14 protein-coding genes are annotated in these 16,459 nt (G+C 67.9%); all 14 read left to right on the top strand.

What is annotated here, in order from left to right; all coding sequences use genetic code 11:
* Positions 1–2: 2 nt before the first annotated feature.
* The 14 genes from M2282_RS28060 (at position 3) to M2282_RS27995 (ending at position 16,362) form a co-directional block, all read left to right on the top strand.
* Positions 3–1,637, top strand: a complete 1,635-nt coding sequence (locus tag M2282_RS28060; protein ID WP_280812066.1) for an AMP-binding protein — start codon at positions 3–5, stop codon at positions 1,635–1,637.
* On the top strand, positions 1,634–2,806 hold the full coding sequence (locus tag M2282_RS28055; RefSeq protein ID WP_280812065.1) for a thiolase family protein: 1,173 nt from the start codon (positions 1,634–1,636) through the stop codon (positions 2,804–2,806). The genes M2282_RS28060 and M2282_RS28055 overlap by 4 nt, the downstream gene beginning before the upstream one ends.
* Positions 2,803–4,056: an SDR family NAD(P)-dependent oxidoreductase gene (locus tag M2282_RS28050; protein WP_280812064.1), complete on the top strand. Its 1,254-nt coding sequence runs from the start codon at positions 2,803–2,805 to the stop codon at positions 4,054–4,056. Before M2282_RS28055 ends, M2282_RS28050 begins: the two co-directional genes overlap by 4 nt.
* A gap of 17 nt (positions 4,057–4,073) precedes the next feature.
* A complete protein-coding gene (locus M2282_RS28045; RefSeq protein ID WP_280812063.1) occupies positions 4,074–4,886 on the top strand; it encodes a cyclase family protein in 813 nt (270 codons plus the stop codon).
* A 145-nt stretch (positions 4,887–5,031) separates the two neighbouring features.
* Positions 5,032–5,766: an SDR family NAD(P)-dependent oxidoreductase gene (locus M2282_RS28040; protein WP_280812062.1), complete on the top strand. Its 735-nt coding sequence runs from the start codon at positions 5,032–5,034 to the stop codon at positions 5,764–5,766.
* Positions 5,767–5,813: 47 nt separating this feature from the next.
* Positions 5,814–6,983 carry an ABC transporter substrate-binding protein gene (locus M2282_RS28035; RefSeq protein ID WP_280812061.1) on the top strand — a complete coding sequence of 390 codons (1,170 nt, stop codon included), beginning with the start codon at positions 5,814–5,816 and terminating at the stop codon, positions 6,981–6,983.
* A 34-nt stretch (positions 6,984–7,017) separates the two neighbouring features.
* Complete coding sequence (locus M2282_RS28030) at positions 7,018–8,163, top strand: ABC transporter substrate-binding protein (RefSeq protein ID WP_280812060.1); 1,146 nt, start codon at positions 7,018–7,020, stop codon at positions 8,161–8,163.
* 21 nt (positions 8,164–8,184) lie between these two features.
* Positions 8,185–9,504, top strand: coding sequence for an aromatic ring-hydroxylating dioxygenase subunit alpha (locus M2282_RS28025; RefSeq protein WP_280812059.1), 1,320 nt, complete (start codon positions 8,185–8,187; stop codon positions 9,502–9,504).
* On the top strand, positions 9,501–9,974 hold the full coding sequence (locus M2282_RS28020; RefSeq protein WP_280812058.1) for an aromatic-ring-hydroxylating dioxygenase subunit beta: 474 nt from the start codon (positions 9,501–9,503) through the stop codon (positions 9,972–9,974). The genes M2282_RS28025 and M2282_RS28020 overlap by 4 nt, the downstream gene beginning before the upstream one ends.
* 40 nt (positions 9,975–10,014) lie before the next feature.
* On the top strand, positions 10,015–11,178 hold the full coding sequence (locus M2282_RS28015) for an ABC transporter substrate-binding protein (protein ID WP_280812057.1): 1,164 nt from the start codon (positions 10,015–10,017) through the stop codon (positions 11,176–11,178).
* A gap of 40 nt (positions 11,179–11,218) precedes the next feature.
* The gene (locus M2282_RS28010; RefSeq protein ID WP_280812056.1) at positions 11,219–12,274 is read left to right on the top strand and encodes a branched-chain amino acid ABC transporter permease; all 1,056 of its coding nucleotides are present in this window, start codon (positions 11,219–11,221) and stop codon (positions 12,272–12,274) included.
* Positions 12,271–14,058 (top strand): branched-chain amino acid ABC transporter ATP-binding protein/permease, encoded by a 1,788-nt coding sequence (locus M2282_RS28005; protein ID WP_280812055.1) that lies wholly within the window; start codon positions 12,271–12,273, stop codon positions 14,056–14,058. Before M2282_RS28010 ends, M2282_RS28005 begins: the two co-directional genes overlap by 4 nt.
* Positions 14,055–14,786, top strand: coding sequence for an ABC transporter ATP-binding protein (locus M2282_RS28000; RefSeq protein WP_125947932.1), 732 nt, complete (start codon positions 14,055–14,057; stop codon positions 14,784–14,786). The genes M2282_RS28005 and M2282_RS28000 overlap by 4 nt, the downstream gene beginning before the upstream one ends.
* Positions 14,776–16,362: an ATP-dependent acyl-CoA ligase gene (locus M2282_RS27995; protein WP_280812054.1), complete on the top strand. Its 1,587-nt coding sequence runs from the start codon at positions 14,776–14,778 to the stop codon at positions 16,360–16,362. The genes M2282_RS28000 and M2282_RS27995 overlap by 11 nt, the downstream gene beginning before the upstream one ends.
* Positions 16,363–16,459 lie beyond the last annotated feature (97 nt).

Below are 16,459 nucleotides of genomic sequence, written 5' to 3'. Positions count from 1 at the left end.
TGATGCCACACACCACCGTCCATCAAGTCTTCGCGGCGACTGCCAAGCGCACGCCGCAGGCCGAGTTCCTGTTCACCGAATCGGTGACCGCTGCTGCCTATGGCATCGCGGCCGGCGCCATTCGTTGGAGTGAGGCTGCCACAGAGGTCGGGCGCTTGCGAGCGGCCTATGCGCAAGCCGGCTACGGGCACGGCCACCGCGTCGGCCTGCTGCTGGAGAACCGGCCTGCCTTTCTCTTTCACTGGTTCGCGCTCAATGCGCTGGGCGTGAGCGTGGTGCCGATCAACGCCGAGATGCGTTCGGCCGAACTGGTCTATCTCATCGGCCACAGCGAGATCGGCCTGGCGGTCACGCTGCCGGAGCGCGCCGCCGACCTGCACGCTGCCGCAGCCCAAGCCGGCGTGCCATTCGAGACCATGGGCCCCGGCGACGCGGTGCCTGAAGCGATGACCGCCGCACCACGCGCCCACGAGCCCGTCGGTGTTGATACCGAATGCGGCCTGCTCTACACCTCGGGCACCACCGGGCGCCCCAAGGGTTGCATCCTGAGCAACGCGTACTTCCTGCGCGCGGGCGAGTGGTACGCGGCACTCGACGGCGTGTGCAGCATCCGCCCCGACACCGAGCGCGTCATCACGCCGCTGCCGCTCAACCACATGAACGCGATGGCGTTCTCCACCATGGTGGTGCTGGTAGCGGGCGGCTGCCTGGTGCAGCTTGATCGCTTTCATCCGAAGACTTGGCTGGCGAGCGCGCGCGAAAGCGGTGCGACCATCGTGCATTACCTTGGCGTGATGCCCGCGATGCTGTTGTCGGCGCCCGCATCGGCCGCCGACCGCGACCATGCAATCCGCTGGGGCTTCGGCGCCGGTGTGGACCGCAAGAATCACGTGCCTTTCGAAGAGCGCTTCGGCTTCCCGCTGGTCGAGGCATGGGCCATGACCGAGACCGGCGCGGCCGCCTGCATCATGGCCAACCGCGAGCCGCGTCTCGTGGGCACGAGCTGCTTCGGACGCCAGGAAGACTTCGTGCAGATCCGCCTCGTCGGCGAGGACGGCAGCGATGTCGGCACCGATGCACCCGGCGAACTGCTCGTGCGCTCGGCAGGCAGCGACCCCAAGCGCTACTTCTTCTCCGGCTACCTGAAGGACGAGGAAGCCACGCGCGAAGCCTGGGCCGACGGCTGGTTCCACACCGGCGACCTGGTGTGCCGCGATGCCGAGGGCAACTTCTTCTTCGTTGACCGCAAGAAGAACGTGATCCGCCGCAGCGGAGAGAACATCTCGGCCGTCGAGGTCGAGAGCGTGCTCAACCAGCACCCGGCCGTGAAGACATCGGCCGTGGCCGCCACGCCCGATGCGGTGCGCGGCGACGAAGTGCTGGCCTGCATCGTGATGCGCGAAGACACCGATGTATCGCAGCGCGAGCAGTTCGCAGCCAGCATCGTCCAGCATGCGCTCGCGCAGTTGGCTTACTACAAGGCCCCAGGCTACGTCGCCTTCGTCGACGCACTGCCGCTCACGCCCTCGCAGAAGATTCAGCGCGGACAGCTGCGCGAGATGGCGCAGTCGCTGCCGGGGCAGGGCCACTGCATCGACACACGCGCGATGAAGAAGAGACAGGCGGGACAGGCATGACCCGCAATCGACTCTCCTACGAAGGCGTCGCGGTGGCCGTTCCGGTCACAGTGCCCTACGTGCGCTACTCCACGCGCACCGCGCACTGGTTCATCGGCCAGGCCGTCGAGGCACTGGTCAAGGCCAGCGGCGTGCCGAAGGAACAGATCGACGGCCTGTGCCTCAGCAGCTTCTCGCTTGCGCCCGACACGGCCGTGGGCGTCACGCAGCACCTGGGCCTTTCGCCGCGCTGGCTAGACCATGTGCCCACGGGAGGAGCCTCGGGCGTGATGTGCCTGCGCCGTGCCGCGCGTGCGGTGCAGGCGGGCGATGCGGACATCGTCGCCTGCGTGGGCGCCGACACCAACCACGTCGACTCATTCCGCCAGACGCTCGGCAGCTTCAGCAACTTCGCGCGCGATGCGAGCTACCCCTACGGCTCGGGCGGGCCGAACTCGATCTTCGCGTTCATCACCGCCAACTACATGCGCATCTACGGCGCCACGCGCGAGGACTTCGGCCGCATCTGCGTGGACCAGCGCACCAACGCGCTCGGCAATCCGAACGCGATGTTCAAGAAGGCGCTGACGCTGGAGGAGTACATGGCCGCGCGCCCCATCTCCGACCCCATCCATCTCTTCGACTGCGTGATGCCTTGCGCCGGTGCTGAGGCTTTCCTGGTGATGAGCGAGGAACGCGCACGCGACCTGGGCCTGGCGCACGTGGTGATCCGCGGCGCCATCGAACGCCACAACGCCTACGCCGAAGACCCGGTGATGGTGCAGGGCGGTTGGCGCAAGGACCGCGACGACCTCTACGCGCAGGCCGGCATCCAGCCCGACGCGCTCGATTTCGTGCAGACCTACGACGACTACCCCGTCATCGCGATGATGCAATTCGAAGACCTGGGCTTCTGCGAAAAAGGCGAGGGCCCGGCCTTCGTGCAGTCGCACACCATGACCTTCGACGGCAGCTTTCCGAACAACACGAGTGGCGGACAACTGTCGGCAGGGCAGGCGGGTGCGGCGGGCGGCTTCCTTGGCATGGTCGAGGCGATCCGCCAACTGACGGATCAAGCCGACAAGCGCACGGTGCCCGATGCGCAACTGGGCCTCGTCGCTGGCTTCGGCATGGTGACCTACGACCGCTGCCTGTGCACAGGTGCCGTCATCCTCGGGAGACCCGCATGACGATGCCGATGATGCGCCCCCCGCGCAAGAACCCGGTGCTGCGCACCCGGCAGATGAACCTGCCGCCCGGCGCACGCGGCCGCGTGGCGCTCGGCCTCACGGCCGCTGCCGCCGAGGGTCGCTTCGAACTGCAGACCTGCGAGGACTGCGGCACCGTGCAGTACCCGCCGCGCGAGGTCTGCCACAAGTGCCTCTCGGCCGCGTTGCGTTGGCGCGCGCAGAGCGGCGAAGGCGAACTGCTCGGCAGCACCACGCTGCACCACAGCAACGACCTGTTCTTCCGCGAACGGCTGCCCTGGCGGCTGGGGCTGGTGCACCTCGATGCCGGCCCGACGCTCATGGTCCACCTGCATGGCGAGGTCGGCGAAGCGCCCACCCGCGTGCGTGTCGGCGCCCGGCTCGACCGCGCGGGCCAGGCCGTTCTCATTGGTTTTCCGAATGAAGGGAGTGCCCATATGGCCGACGACAAGATGCTGCGTGAAATGACCAGCGACCCCAAGTTCCGCAAGGCGCTGGTGACCGACGGCAAGACCGAGACCGGCCAGGCCATCGTGCGCGCGCTGGTGAAGGCCGGCGCCGACATCGTCTGGGTCGGCCACGCCGAGCCCTGGAAGAAGATGGGCGACGGCCTGGACGACATCTCGGCGCTGCCGCAGGTGACGCTGGTGCCGCTGGACCTGACCAACGGCCGCCAGGTGACCGAGCTCGCGGGCTCCATCGGCGGCAAGGTCGACATCGTGATCAACAACGCCGAGGTGCACCGCACCTTCGGCATCGGCGCACGCCGCGGCACGGATGTGGCCAAGGCCGAGATGGACATCAACTACTTCGGCCTGCTGCGCCTGGCGCAGGAGTTCGGCCCCGCGCTCAAGGGCCGCTCGGCCGATGGTGCGACGGGCGCGACGGCGTGGGTCAACCTGCTGTCGATCTATGCGCTCAGCAACTTCCCGCCGCATGGCACCTTCAGCGCCTCGAAGGCGGCGGCGCATTCGCTGGCGCAGTGCCTGCGCGCCGAGATGCGTCCAGCTGGCATTCGCGTGATCAACGTGTTCCCCGGCCCCATCGACGACGAATGGAACCAGCACACGCCCCCGCCCAAGCTGGCGCCCACCGCCTTGGCCAACGCCATCGTGAAGGCACTGCGCGATGGCGTCGAAGACGTCTACCCAGGCGACGTCGCACAGGAATGGCTGGAGCGCTGGCGCGACAACCCCAAGGTGCTTGAACGCGAGCTGGCCGCAGGCGGCTGAGAACAGGAGCCACACGAATGACCACGACAACCGAACTGATGTCCGCCGCCGAAATCCTCGGCGGCCTGGTGACCGCCATGGCGAGCGGCCGCATCCGCGTGATCGACCTCACGCAGACGCTCACCCCCGAGTTCCCGCAGATCGCGCTGCCACCCGAGATGGGCCAGTGCTGGCCCTTCCGCATCGAGGAAGTGTCGAAGTACGACGAGCGCGGCCCGGGCTGGTACTGGAACAACTTCTCTTGCGGCGAGCACACCGGCACGCACTTCGACGCGCCGATCCACTGGATCTCGGGACGCGACCTGCCGAACAACTCGGTAGACACGATTCCGGTACAGAACTTCGTCGCGCCGGCCTGCGTGATCGACTGCTCGGCCGAGGTGCAGGGCAACGACGACTACCTGCTGAGCGTGGCCGACATCGAGCGCTACGAGGCCGCGCACGGCCGCATTCCAAAGGGCGCGTGGGTGCTGATGCGCACCGACTGGTCCAAGCGCAGCGACCCCGAGGCTTATCAGAACTTCGACGAGACCGGCCAGCACACGCCCGGCCCGAGCACAGAAGCCGTGCGCTTCCTGGTGGAGCAGCGCGATGTGCTGGGCTTCGGCTCCGAAGCCATCGGCACCGATGCAGGGCAGGGCTATCACCTGCGGCCGCCGTATCCGTGCCACTACTACATGCATGGGGCGGGGCGCTATGGGTTGCAGTGCCTGGCCAATCTCGATCTGCTGCCGCCTTCTGGCGCGGTGCTCATCTGTCCGCCGTTGAAGATCGAGAAGGGCAGCGGGAGTCCGTTGCGCGTGCTGGCTTTGGTGGGAGCTTGGCTATGACTCGCTGCTGCCGCATTAGCTTTGGCTCCTTCTCCCGCGTGCGGGAGAAGGCGGGGGATGAGGGTGCTTGCGAAGGCCGCAGGGGACACCCTCACCCCAACCCTCTCCCGCAGGCGGGAGAGGGAGCAAGACAAGGGGAGCGCGCATGACCGGCGCGGCACCGAAGGTGGCGGCGGTCACCGGCGGCAGCGCCGGCATCGGCAAGGCGATCTGCGAGGACCTGCTGGCGCAGGGCTACGAGGTGATCTCGCTCGCGCGCCGCAAGGCCGAGATCGACCACCCGAAGCTGCACAGCCTGGAGGTCGACCTGAGCGACCGCGCCGACACGGGCGAAGCGGTGCACGAGCTGGTCGAGCGTTTTGCGCCGACCACCATCGTCCACAACGCGGGCGTCATCCGCGCCGCGTTGCTGCCTGAAGTGAAGCTCGACGACCTCGATGCATTGGTCGACCTGCACCTGGGCTGCGCGATCCAGCTCGTGCAGGGTGCATTGCCCGCCATGCGTGCACAGCGTTTCGGCCGCGTCGTGCTGCTGTCGTCGCGCGCGGCGCTGGGCCTCGCCACCCGCACCAGCTATTCCGCCACCAAAGCCGGCATGCTGGGCATGGCGCGCACCTGGGCGCTGGAACTCGCAGCGGACGGCATCACGGTGAATGTGGTGGCGCCCGGGCCCATCCGCACCGACATGTTCTACGACGTCGTCGAAGCCGGCAGCGAGAAGGAACGCGCGCTCGCGGCCTCCGTGCCGGTCAAGCGCCTGGGCGAATCGGCCGACGTGGCACGCGCCGTGCGCTTCTTCGCCGACCCCGACAACAGCTTCGTCACCGGCCAGGTGCTCTATGTCTGCGGCGGCACCAGCGTCGGTAGCCTGGCGCTCTAGTTTTTATTCCCGTTCCGTTCAAAAAACATCACCTCTGGAGCATCGCCATGAAAGTCCTGAACCGATTCCGTGCCCTCGCAAGCATTGCCGTGGGCCTCGGCGCCCTGACCGCCGTGGCTGGCGCGTGGGCCGCCGATCTCAAGGTCGGTTTCATCACGTCGCTCTCGGGGCCGGTGTCGTCGCTGGGCATTCCCTACGAGAAGGGCATGAAGGCCGCGCTCGCCTACAAGGCGGACCTGGGCGGCCGCAAGATCCAGCTGGTGCAGCTCGACGATGCCTCCGACCCGTCCACGGCCGCGCGCAATGCCCGCAAGATGATCGACGAGGACAAGGTCGACGTCATCATCGGCACCGCAGGCTCGCCCGGCGCATTGGCCATCGCCGGCGTGGCGCGCGAAACGAAGACGCCGCTGATCTCCATCGCCAACGCCAACCTGCCGGGCGAAGAGGGCGCGTGGATGGTCACGCTGCCGCAACCCGCGCCGCTGATGGTGAGCGCAGTGGTCGAGCGCATGAAGAAGTCGGGCGTGAAGACGGTCGGCTACATCGGCTTCTCAGACGCCTGGGGCGACCTGGTGTACGACGCGCTGCAGAAGAGCGCGGAGCCAGCGGGCATCAAGATCGTGTCGAACGAGCGCTATGCGCGCGCCGATTCGTCGGTGACCGGCCAGGTGCTCAAGATCGTGGCGCTGCGCCCCGATGCGGTGATCACCGGCACCTCCGGCACACCCGGCGCGTTGCCGTACCTGGCGCTCGCCGAGCGTGGCTACAAGGGCCAGATCTACGGCATGCATGCGCTCATCAACCCCGACTTCGTGCGCGTGGGCGGTGCAGCCGTCGAAGGCATGCTCGCGCCGACCGGGCCGGTGATCGTCGCCGAGCAGTTGTCGAACGACAACCCGATCCGCAAGGTCTCGATGGACTTCCGCGCGGCCTACCAGAAGGCCAACGGCGCGCCGCCGACCGATGCCTTCTCGGCCTACACCTTCGATGCCTGGCTGCTGTACCTGGACGCTGCCCAGCGCGCACTCGCCACCAAGGCCGAGCCGGGCACGCCGCAGTTCCGCCTCGCGCTGCGCGACGCCATCGTCAGCACCAAGGAGCTGGTGGGCACGCACAGCGTCTACAACTTCAAGCCGACCGATCGCTATGGATCGGACGAGCGCTCGCGTGTGGTCGTGAAGCTTGAAAAGGGCCAGTGGAAGCTGGTTCCCTGATGCAACGCACACAACACACGCTGGAGCAACCTCGATGAAAAAGAAACTGGTCCGCATTCTCGGCCTCACCGCCGTCGCACTGGCAGCTGCACAGGCCATGGCGGCTGATCTGAAGATCGGCTTCATCAGCTCGCTGTCGGGGCCTGTCGCCGCACTGGGTGTGCCCTACGAAAAGGGCATTCGCGCAGCCATCGCCGAGCACCCGGAAATCGGTGGCCGCAAGGTCCAGCTGATCGTGCTCGACGATGCCTCCGACCCCACGACCGCCGGCCGCAATGCCCGCAAGCTGGTGACGGAAGACAAGGTCGATGTGCTCATCGGCACCTCGGGTGTGCCGGGTGCGATGGCCATCGCCTCTGTGGCGCGTGAGCTGAACACGCCGCTGATCTCGCCCACGCCGGTGACCATCGCCGGCCCCGAGGGCGCGTGGACGGTGACGGTATCGCAGCCCTTTCCGCTCATGGTGGCGGGCGTGGTGGATCGCATGCAGAAGTCCGGCGTGAAGACGGTGGCCTTCATCGGCTTCTCCGACGCGCTGGGCGACCTCGCCTACGACTCGCTGATGAAGAGCACGGCCGCCGCCGGCATCAAGGTGGTGGCGAACGAGCGCTATGCGCGCAGCGATTCGTCGGTGGCGGGGCAGATCCTGAAGATCGTCGCGGCGCGGCCCGATGCCGTGTTCGCAGGCAACTCCGGCACGCCCGGCGCGCTGCCCTACATCGCGCTCGCCGAGCGCGGCTACAAGGGCAAGATCTACGGCACGCACGGGCTCATCAACGCCGACTTCGTGCGCGTGGGCGGCGCCTCCATCGAAGGCCTGCAGGTGCCCAGCGGCCCCGTGCTCGTGGCCGACCAGTTGCCCGACAGCAACCCCATCAAGAAGGTGTCGATGGCCTTCCGTGCGGCCTACCAGAAGGTCAACGGCGCAGTGCCGACCGATGCCTTCTCCTCGTACACCTACGACGCCTACCTGCTGTTGGCCGACGCCGCCTCGCGCACCAAAGGCGAGCCTGGCACGCCGCAGTACCGCACGGCACTGCGCGACGCCATCGTGAGTACCAAGGAGCTGGTGGGCACGCACGGCATCTACACCTTCAAGCCCGACGACCGCTACGGCTCCGACCAGCGCGGCGTGGTGATCGTGCAGATGAACAAGGGCCAGTGGAAGCTGGTCCCCTGAAAGAAACCTGAGCGCCCGCCGATGACCAGCTACCGCCATCATCCCGACCGCATCGCCGCCCTGGTGCAGGACGACCGCGTGCACCGCGACCTGTACCTGAGCGAGGAGATCTTCGCGCTCGAACAGGAGCGCCTGTTCGCGAACACCTGGGTCTTCCTCGGCCATGCGAGCCAGGTGCCGGATGCGGGCGACTTCGTGACGCAGGAGGTCGCGGGCCGGCCGCTGCTGATGGTGCGGCAGCCCGACGGCGCGGTGCATGTCATGTACAACCGCTGCGCCCACAAGGGCACGCAGCTGGTGACGGACGAGAGCGGCAACACCGGCCGCTTCTTCCGCTGCCCGTACCACGCGTGGACCTACAAGCTCGACGGCGCGCCGCTCGGCGTGCCGCTGAAGGCCGGGTATGAAGGCACACAGCTCAAGGCCTGCGAATCGGGTCAGGGGCTTTCCGTGGTGAAGCATGTGAAGGTCTACCGCGACTTCGTGTTCGTGCGCCTGGCCGACACCGGCCCCACGTTCGAGGACTACTTCGGCGAAGTGCTCGGCGCCATCGACAACATGGTCGACCGCTCGCCCGAAGGCAAGCTCGCCGTGGGCGGCGGCGTGTTGCGCAACATCGTCCACTGCAACTGGAAGATGTACCTGGAGAACATCAACGACACGGTGCATCCGATGTCGACGCACGAATCGGCCACCAAGGCGGCCGAGGCGCTGTGGGAAGGCCATGCGCCCACCGACCCCAAGCCGATGGCGATGGAGCAGATCCTGCCCTTCGGCTCGGGCTACGAGTTCTTCGACAGGATGGGTGGGCGGGTGTTCGCCAACGGGCACAGCGTACTGGGCGTCAACTTCAGCATCCACTCCAACTATGCGCAGCTGCCCGAGTACGAGGCCGCGATGCAGGCGGCGCACGGGGCCGAGCGCGCGGCCGACATCCTGCAGCGCTCGCCGCAGAACTCGGTCTTCTATCCGAGCCTGTCGGTCAAGGGCTCGCCGCAGGCGATCCGCGTGATCCGTCCGCTGGCCGCCGACCGCACGCTGATCGAGGCCTGGAGCTTCCGCGCGGCCGGCGCGCCCGCACTGCTCTTCGAGCGCGCAATGAGCTACAACCGGCTCGTGTTCTCGCCGATGTCGGTGGTGGCGCACGACGATGTGCACCTGTTCGAGAGCATCCAGCAGGGCCTGCGGGCCGGTGGCAACGAATGGGTGAGCCTGCACCGCAACTTCGACGCGGCCGAACTCGCGCAATCGACGATCACCACCAACGGCACGAACGAGCTGCTCATGCGCAACCAGTTCCGTGCCTGGGCGAAGGCGATGGCATCGGAGGTCGTGGCATGAACGATCCGCACGACTTCATCGCCCACGAGGCGGCCTTGCTCGACGAGCGGCGCTTCGACGACTGGCTGGCGCTCTTCGCTGACGACGGCTACTACTGGGTGCCGTTGCTGGGTGCGGCGCAGGCCGATCCGTTCTCGCACAACTCGCTGGCCTATGAAGACCGGCTGCTGCTGCAGCTGCGCGTCGACCGCCTGAAGAGCCCGCGCGCGCATTCGCAGCATCCCGAGAGCCACAGCCAGCACGTGCTACAGCCTTCACGCATCGAGAGCGAGACGGCCGACGAAGTGCACCTGCGCACGCCGTTCATCTACGTCGAGGCGCGCGGCGAAGCCCAGATCCTGCTGAGCGGCATTGCCCGCCACCACCTTGTGCGCACGCCATCGACGCCTTCGGGCTGGGCCATCCGCCAGAAGCGCATCGATCTGCTCAACGCCGGGCGCGCGTTGCCGGCGATCCAGTTGTTCATCTGAGTCATCCGTCCTTTCCACCCATCCTCACTGGAGCTACGACATGAAGAGCCTGATGCTGACCCTGACGCGCGGTGCCCTCGCCGCGGCGCTCGCCGCCTGTGGCGTTGCGAGCGTTCTTGCGGCCGACCTGAAGGTCGGCCTGAGCGTTTCGCTCTCTGGGCCGAACTCCTCGCTGGGCGTGCCCTATGCGAAGGGCATGCAGGCGGCGCTCGCCTACAAGCCCGAGATCAACGGCCGCAAGGTGCAGCTGGTCGTGCTGGATGACGGCTCCGACCCGACCACCGCCGGCCGCAACGCGCGCAAGCTGGTCGAAGAGGAAAAGGTCGATGTGCTCATGGGCACATCGGGGGTGCCGGCGGCCATCGCGATGGCGCAGGTCGGCCGCGATGCGAAGACGCCGATGATCGGACTCACGCCCATCCTGTTGGACCCGAACGAGAACCCGTGGGTCATGACGGTCGCGCAGCCCACGCAGCTGATGATCGACGCGGTGGTCGAGCGCATGAAGCGCAACAACGTGAAGACGGTGGGCTACATCGGCTTCACCGACGCATGGGGCGACCTGGTGTACGACGCGCTCATGAGGGCCGCGCCCGGCGCGGGCATCAAGGTGGTGAGCAACGAGCGCTATGCGCGCGCCGACGCCTCGGTGACCGGCCAGGTGCTCAAGATCGTGGCGCTGCGCCCCGACGCGGTGATGACCGGCGGCGCCGGCACACCCGGTGCGCTGCCGTTCCTTGCGTTGCAGGAGCGCGGATACAAAGGCGGCGTGTACGGGCAGCACGGCCTCATCAACCCCGACTTCGTGCGCGTGGTCGGTGCAGCAGGGCAAAACGCCTTGATGCCCACCGGCCCGGTGATCGTCGCCGAGCAGCTGCCCGACAGTTACCCGACCAAGAAGATCGCGACCGAGTTCCGCGCGGTGTTCCAGAAGGTCAACAACGCGCCGACCAGCGATGCCTTCTCGGCCTATTCCTTCGACGGCTGGCTGGTGTTCGCCGACGCCGCCTCGCGCGCCATGAAGAAGGCCGAGCCGGGAACGGCCGAGTTCCGCGTCGCGCTGCGCGATGCCATCTTCAGCACCAAGGAAGTGGTGGGCACGCACGGCGTCTACACCTTCAAGCCCGGCAGCCTTTACGGCGTGGACGAGCGCGCCCGCGTGATCGTCAAGCTCGACAACGGCCAATGGAAGCTCGCACCTTGAACCGCTTCACGACCACGATGTTCTTGCCAGGGGTTTTTCTATGACATGGGACGTGGCGCTGATCCTCGTCACCGATGGCCTGGCCAACGGTGCCGTCTATCTGCTGGCCGGGCTCGGGCTGGTATTGATCTTTTCCGTGACGCGCGTGGTGTTCGTGCCGTTCGGCGACATCGCGGCCTTTGCGGCCCTGTCGCTCGCGGCCTTCGAAACCGGCCGCGTGCCGGCGACCATCGGCATGGTCGCGGTGCTGGCGGCTTTGGCTCTGGCCACCGAAGTCGGCAGCTTGCTGCGGCGCGGTGAAGCGGCGCGCATTCCGAAGGCGGTGCTGATGTGGGGTGTGCTGCCCGCGATCCCGTGCGTGCTCGCATGGCTCGCGGCGCGGCCCGGCGTGCCAGTGGCGGTGCACATCGCGGTGGCGGTGCTGCTGGTGGTGCCCATCGCGCCGCTGCTCGCACGGGTGGTGTTCCAGCCGATCGCCGATGCGTCGGTGCTGGTGCTGCTGATCGTGTCGCTCGCGCTGCACTTCCTGCTCTCCGGTCTGGGCCTGCTGTTCTTCGGCCCTGAAGGCTCGCGCACCACGCCGCTCACCAGCGCGGTGTTCACGCTCGGCGACGGGTTCACGGTCAGCGGCCAGGTGGTGCTGATGGTGGGGGCTGCCATCGTGCTCAGCGGGTTGTTCTTTCTCGTGTTCGAGCGCACGGTGGCCGGCAAGGCACTGCGCGCCACGGCGGTCAACCGTGTCGGCGCGCGGCTGGTCGGCATCCGGCCGGTGCGCACGGCGCTGCTGGCATACGGGTGCGCATCGTTGCTCGCCGGGCTCATCGGCGTGCTGATCGCGCCGGTGACGACCATGTACTACGACTCCGGTTTCATCATCGGCCTGAAGGCCTTCGTGGCCGCGATCATCGGCGGGCTCGTGAGCTACCCGATGACGGCCGTGGGCGCGCTCGCCGTCGGCGTCGTGGAGAGCTTTGCCTCGTTCTGGAGCGGTGCGCTGAAAGACGTGATCGTGTTCAGCCTGCTCATCCCGGTGCTCATGCTGCGGTCCTTCATGGTGACCCATTCGGAAGAGGAAGAAGACGAGGTGGACCAATGAACGGCAACCGCAAACGCATGGGCTGGATCGCTGCGGTGGTCGTCGTGCTGGCCCTGGTGCCGGCGGTGGCGGGCAGCTTCACGGTTTCGCTGCTCAACGACATCGGCATCGGTGCGCTGGTCGCGCTCGGGCTGGTGCTGCTCACCGGCGTGGGCGGCGCGACCTCGTTCGGACAGGCCGCCTTCGTGGGCATCGCGGCCTACGCGACGGCGTGGCTCACGACGGCGCAGGGCATGTCGCCGTGGATTGGCCTCTTGTTCGCGCTGCTGCTCACGGGCCTCTCGGCGCTGGCCATCGGCATGCTGACGCTGCGGCTCGGAGGGCACTTCCTGCCGCTCAGCACGATCGCGTGGGGGCTGTCGATCGCCATGCTGTTCGGCAACGTCGATGCGCTCGGCCGCCACACGGGCCTGTCGAACATTCCGGCGCTGCAGGTCGCGGGCTGGTCGCTGGCCGATCCGCGCTCGATGTACTACCTGATCTGGGTGGTGGTCGGGCTGGCCTGCCTGTTCAGCCACAACCTGCTGCAGTCGCGCCCGGGCCGCGCCATTCGCGGGCTGCGCGGCGGCGCGACGCTGCTGGCGAGCGTGGGGGCGGATGCGTACCGCGTGCGGCTCTCGCTGTTCGTGACGGCTGCGCTCTTCGCAGGGTTGGCCGGCTGGCTCTATGCGCACATGAACCGCTTCGTGAGCCCGTCGCCCTTCGACGTGCGCGCGAGCATCGAGTACCTGCTGATGGCCGTGGCCGGCGGCCTCGGGCAACTGGCGGGCGCGCTGGTGGGCGCCGCGCTGGTGCTGGTGCTCAAGAACGGGCTGCAGGACGTGCTGCCGATGCTCACGCAGCGCGCGGGCCAGCTGGAGGCCGTGGCCTTCGCCGCGCTCTTCATCCTGCTGCTGCACTTTGCGCGCGGCGGGTTGATGGGACTGCTGCGGCGCTGGACGCGCAAGCGCGGCGGCACGCAGGGCGCTTCGCGCCATGAGGCACCGCCGGTCGACCCGCTGCCGCATCGCCAACTGCCGGCGCGCGGCACGCAGGTGCTGTCGGTGAATGGCGCGGTCAAGCGCTTCGGCGGGCTGGTGGCGGTGAACGATGTGAGCTTCGACGTGAAGGCCGGCGAGATCGTCGGGCTGATCGGGCCGAACGGCGCGGGCAAGTCGACCATGTTCAACCTGCTGACCTGCACGCTGCCGATGACATCGGGCCAGGTGCGCTTTCTGGACCACGACATCGCCGGCATGCCGCAGCGTCAGGTGGCGCGGCTGGGACTGGCCCGCACCTTCCAGCATGTGAAGCTGCGGCCGCACATGAGCCTGCTGGACAACGTGGCGCTGGGTGCGCATTCGCGCACGCGCTCGGGCATCCTGAAGGCGGGCCTGCGGCTCGACCGCAAGGAGGAAATGCAGATCCTGCAGGAGGCGCAGCGCCAGCTCGACCGCATCGGCCTCGGCGACCGCGCGCACGAACTCGCGGGCAGCCTGCCGCTGGGCACGCAGCGCATCCTGGAAATCGCGCGCGCACTCGCCGCCGACCCGGTGCTGCTGGTGCTCGACGAACCCGCGGCAGGCTTGCGCCGCAAGGAAAAGATGGCGCTCGGCGACCTGCTGCGCAAGCTGCGCGAAGAGGGCGTGACCATCCTGATCGTCGAACACGACATGGACTTCGTGATGAAACTGGTGGACCGGCTGGTGGTGATGAACTTCGGCTCCAAGCTCGTGGAGGGCGTGCCCTCAGCGGTGCGCGCCGACGAGCGTGTGCAGGCGGCTTACCTGGGGAGCGTCGTATGACTGCAATGCTGGAGATCGGCGACCTGCATGTGTCTTACGGACAGGTCGAGGCGGTGCGCGGTGTGTCGCTCGACTTGCAGCCGGGGCAGATCATCTCGGTGATCGGGCCGAACGGTGCGGGCAAGACCACGCTGCTGGCGGCTGCGATGGGGCTCCTTCCTTGCAAGGGCACGCTGCGCTTCGAGGGCGAAGACCTGCAAGGGCTCGACGTGGAAGCGCGCGTGGAGCGCGGCCTGTGCCTGGTGCCCGAGAAGCGCGAGCTGTTCGGTGAGCTCACCGTGCTCGACAACCTGCAGCTCGGCGCGTATGCCAAGCGGCTGCGCGGCGACGCGATGAAGAAGCGTCTGCAATCGGTGTACGACCGCTTCCCGCGGCTGGCCGAGCGCCGTGCGCAGCGCGCCGACACGCTCTCGGGCGGCGAACGTCAGATGCTGGCGGTGGGGCGCGCGCTGATGTCGGCACCACGTCTGCTGATGCTCGACGAGCCGAGCCTGGGCCTCGCGCCGCTGATCGTGCGGGACATCCTCACCATCGTGCGCAAGCTGCGCGAAGACGGCGTCTCGATCCTGCTGGTGGAGCAGAACGCCCGCGCGGCGCTCGAGAGTTCGGACGAGGGGTATGTGCTGGAGACTGGCGAGATCGCGCTCTCTGGCGCCTCGGCCGAGCTGGCGAGCGACCCGCGCGTGCAAGCGACCTATCTCGGCGGAGGCACGCACGATGACGAGTGAGGTGCGCGCACTGCCGCCAGCGCAGCGCACGCTGCCCGCGATGCTGCAGCGGCAGTCGGCGATGTTCGCCGGTCGCCCGCTGCTGCGTATTGCGGGGCGGCAATGGACGCACGCCGATGCGGCCGAAGCCGCGGCGGTGCGTGCCGGGGCGCTCGCGCAAGCCGGCGTGGCACGGGGCGACCGCATCGCGGTGATGTGCGGCAATCGCATCGAGTTTCTCGAGACCTTTCTCGGTGCGGGATGGATGGGTGCGTCGGTCGTGCCAGTCAATACGGCGTCGATGGGGCCGCAGATCGAGTACTTCCTCGCGAACAGCGCGGCGAAGCTGCTGGTGATCGAAGCGGGTTTTCTCGAGCGCTTGAAGACGGCCGATCTCGGACGCACCGCGTTGCGCGATGTGTGGGTGGTGGGCCAGAGTGATGCCTCGTGGGAGCCGCCCGCTGGCGTGCGCGTCACGAGCTACCCCGCAGGTTCTGAAGCAATGGCACCTGCCGCCGTGCAGCCGGGCGATCCGCTCGCCATCCTCTACACCTCCGGTACCACCGGCCCGGCCAAGGGCGTGATCTGCCCACACGCGCAGTATTTCTGGTGGGGCGTGAACAGCGCCGAGGTGCTCGGTGTCGGCCGCGACGACGTGCTGTGCACCACGCTGCCGCTCTTTCACATCAACGCGCTCAATACCTTCGCGCAGGCTGCGCTGACCGGGGCCGAGGTGGTGTTCGATTCGCGCTTCTCCGCGTCGGGCTTCTGGCCGTCGATGCGCGCGAACGGCGCGACCGTGGTCTACCTGCTCGGCGCGATGGTGCCGATCCTGCTCGCGCAGCCCGAGGGCGAAGGCGAGAGGGATCACCGGGTTCGCATCGGGCTCGGGCCGGGCGTGCCTTCGGCGGCGGGACAGGCGTTCAAGGCGCGCACGGGCGTGCCGCTGCTGGAGGGCTACGGCTCGACGGAAACCAACTTCGCGATCGCCACTGCGCCCGATTCGCCGCGCGGCGGCGTCATGGGCTGGCTGCGACCCGGCTTCCAGGCCTGTGTGGCCGATGAGGACGACGTGGCGCTGCAGCCCGGCGAGGCCGGCGAACTGCTGCTGCGTGCGGACGAGCCCTACGCCTTCGCCAGCGGCTACTTCAACATGCCGGAGAAGACCGTCGAGGCCTGGCGCAACCTGTGGTTCCACACCGGCGACCGCGTGGTGCGCGATGCGGACGGGGCGTTTCGCTTCGTCGACCGCATCAAGGACGCGATCCGCCGGCGAGGCGAGAACATTTCTTCGTTCGAGGTCGAGCAGGTGCTGCTGAGTCACCCCGGCGTGGCCTCGTGTGCCGTGTACCCCGTGCGCTCCGAGTTGGCCGAAGACGAAGTGATGGCCGCACTGGTCGCGCGCGAGGGCGAGCGCATCGATCCCGTGGAACTGTCGCGCTTCTGCGAGAGCCTTCTGCCGTACTTCGCGGTGCCGCGCTACATCGACGTCCTGCCCGACCTGCCGCGCACCGAGAACGGCAAGGTCCAGAAGTTCAAGCTGCGCGAGCGCGGTGTGGGTCCAGAGACCTGGGACGGTCGGCCCGCGAGCCGGTAGGTCCATGGGCACCGCGCCGCTGGACCTGAATGGCGGGCGTTGCATGCGGTGACAGCCCGGGTCGTGCAGCGCCGTTAAAATGATTCAGAACTAAACA

Origin of the sequence: Variovorax boronicumulans (assembly GCF_029892485.1) — a bacterium.
GTDB lineage: Bacteria > Pseudomonadota > Gammaproteobacteria > Burkholderiales > Burkholderiaceae_C > Variovorax > Variovorax boronicumulans_B.
Note: the sequence above shows the minus strand (reverse complement) of the source record. Positions and strands in the feature narration are given on the sequence as shown.

What these genes read in the sequence shown, in the direction of transcription:
- M2282_RS28055 (WP_280812065.1), top strand. Translation starts at nt 1,634, where the DNA reads ATGACCCGCAATCGACTCTCCTACGAAGGCGTCGCGGTGGCCGTTCCG.
- M2282_RS28000 (WP_125947932.1), top strand. Translation starts at nt 14,055, where the DNA reads ATGACTGCAATGCTGGAGATCGGCGACCTGCATGTGTCTTACGGACAG.
- M2282_RS28035 (WP_280812061.1), top strand. Translation starts at nt 5,814, where the DNA reads ATGAAAGTCCTGAACCGATTCCGTGCCCTCGCAAGCATTGCCGTGGGC.
- M2282_RS28050 (WP_280812064.1), top strand. Translation starts at nt 2,803, where the DNA reads ATGACGATGCCGATGATGCGCCCCCCGCGCAAGAACCCGGTGCTGCGC.
- M2282_RS27995 (WP_280812054.1), top strand. Translation starts at nt 14,776, where the DNA reads ATGACGAGTGAGGTGCGCGCACTGCCGCCAGCGCAGCGCACGCTGCCC.
- M2282_RS28025 (WP_280812059.1), top strand. Translation starts at nt 8,185, where the DNA reads ATGACCAGCTACCGCCATCATCCCGACCGCATCGCCGCCCTGGTGCAG.
- M2282_RS28010 (WP_280812056.1), top strand. Translation starts at nt 11,219, where the DNA reads ATGACATGGGACGTGGCGCTGATCCTCGTCACCGATGGCCTGGCCAAC.
- M2282_RS28040 (WP_280812062.1), top strand. Translation starts at nt 5,032, where the DNA reads ATGACCGGCGCGGCACCGAAGGTGGCGGCGGTCACCGGCGGCAGCGCC.
- M2282_RS28005 (WP_280812055.1), top strand. Translation starts at nt 12,271, where the DNA reads ATGAACGGCAACCGCAAACGCATGGGCTGGATCGCTGCGGTGGTCGTC.
- M2282_RS28015 (WP_280812057.1), top strand. Translation starts at nt 10,015, where the DNA reads ATGAAGAGCCTGATGCTGACCCTGACGCGCGGTGCCCTCGCCGCGGCG.
- M2282_RS28020 (WP_280812058.1), top strand. Translation starts at nt 9,501, where the DNA reads ATGAACGATCCGCACGACTTCATCGCCCACGAGGCGGCCTTGCTCGAC.
- M2282_RS28030 (WP_280812060.1), top strand. Translation starts at nt 7,018, where the DNA reads ATGAAAAAGAAACTGGTCCGCATTCTCGGCCTCACCGCCGTCGCACTG.
- M2282_RS28045 (WP_280812063.1), top strand. Translation starts at nt 4,074, where the DNA reads ATGACCACGACAACCGAACTGATGTCCGCCGCCGAAATCCTCGGCGGC.
- M2282_RS28060 (WP_280812066.1), top strand. Translation starts at nt 3, where the DNA reads ATGCCACACACCACCGTCCATCAAGTCTTCGCGGCGACTGCCAAGCGC.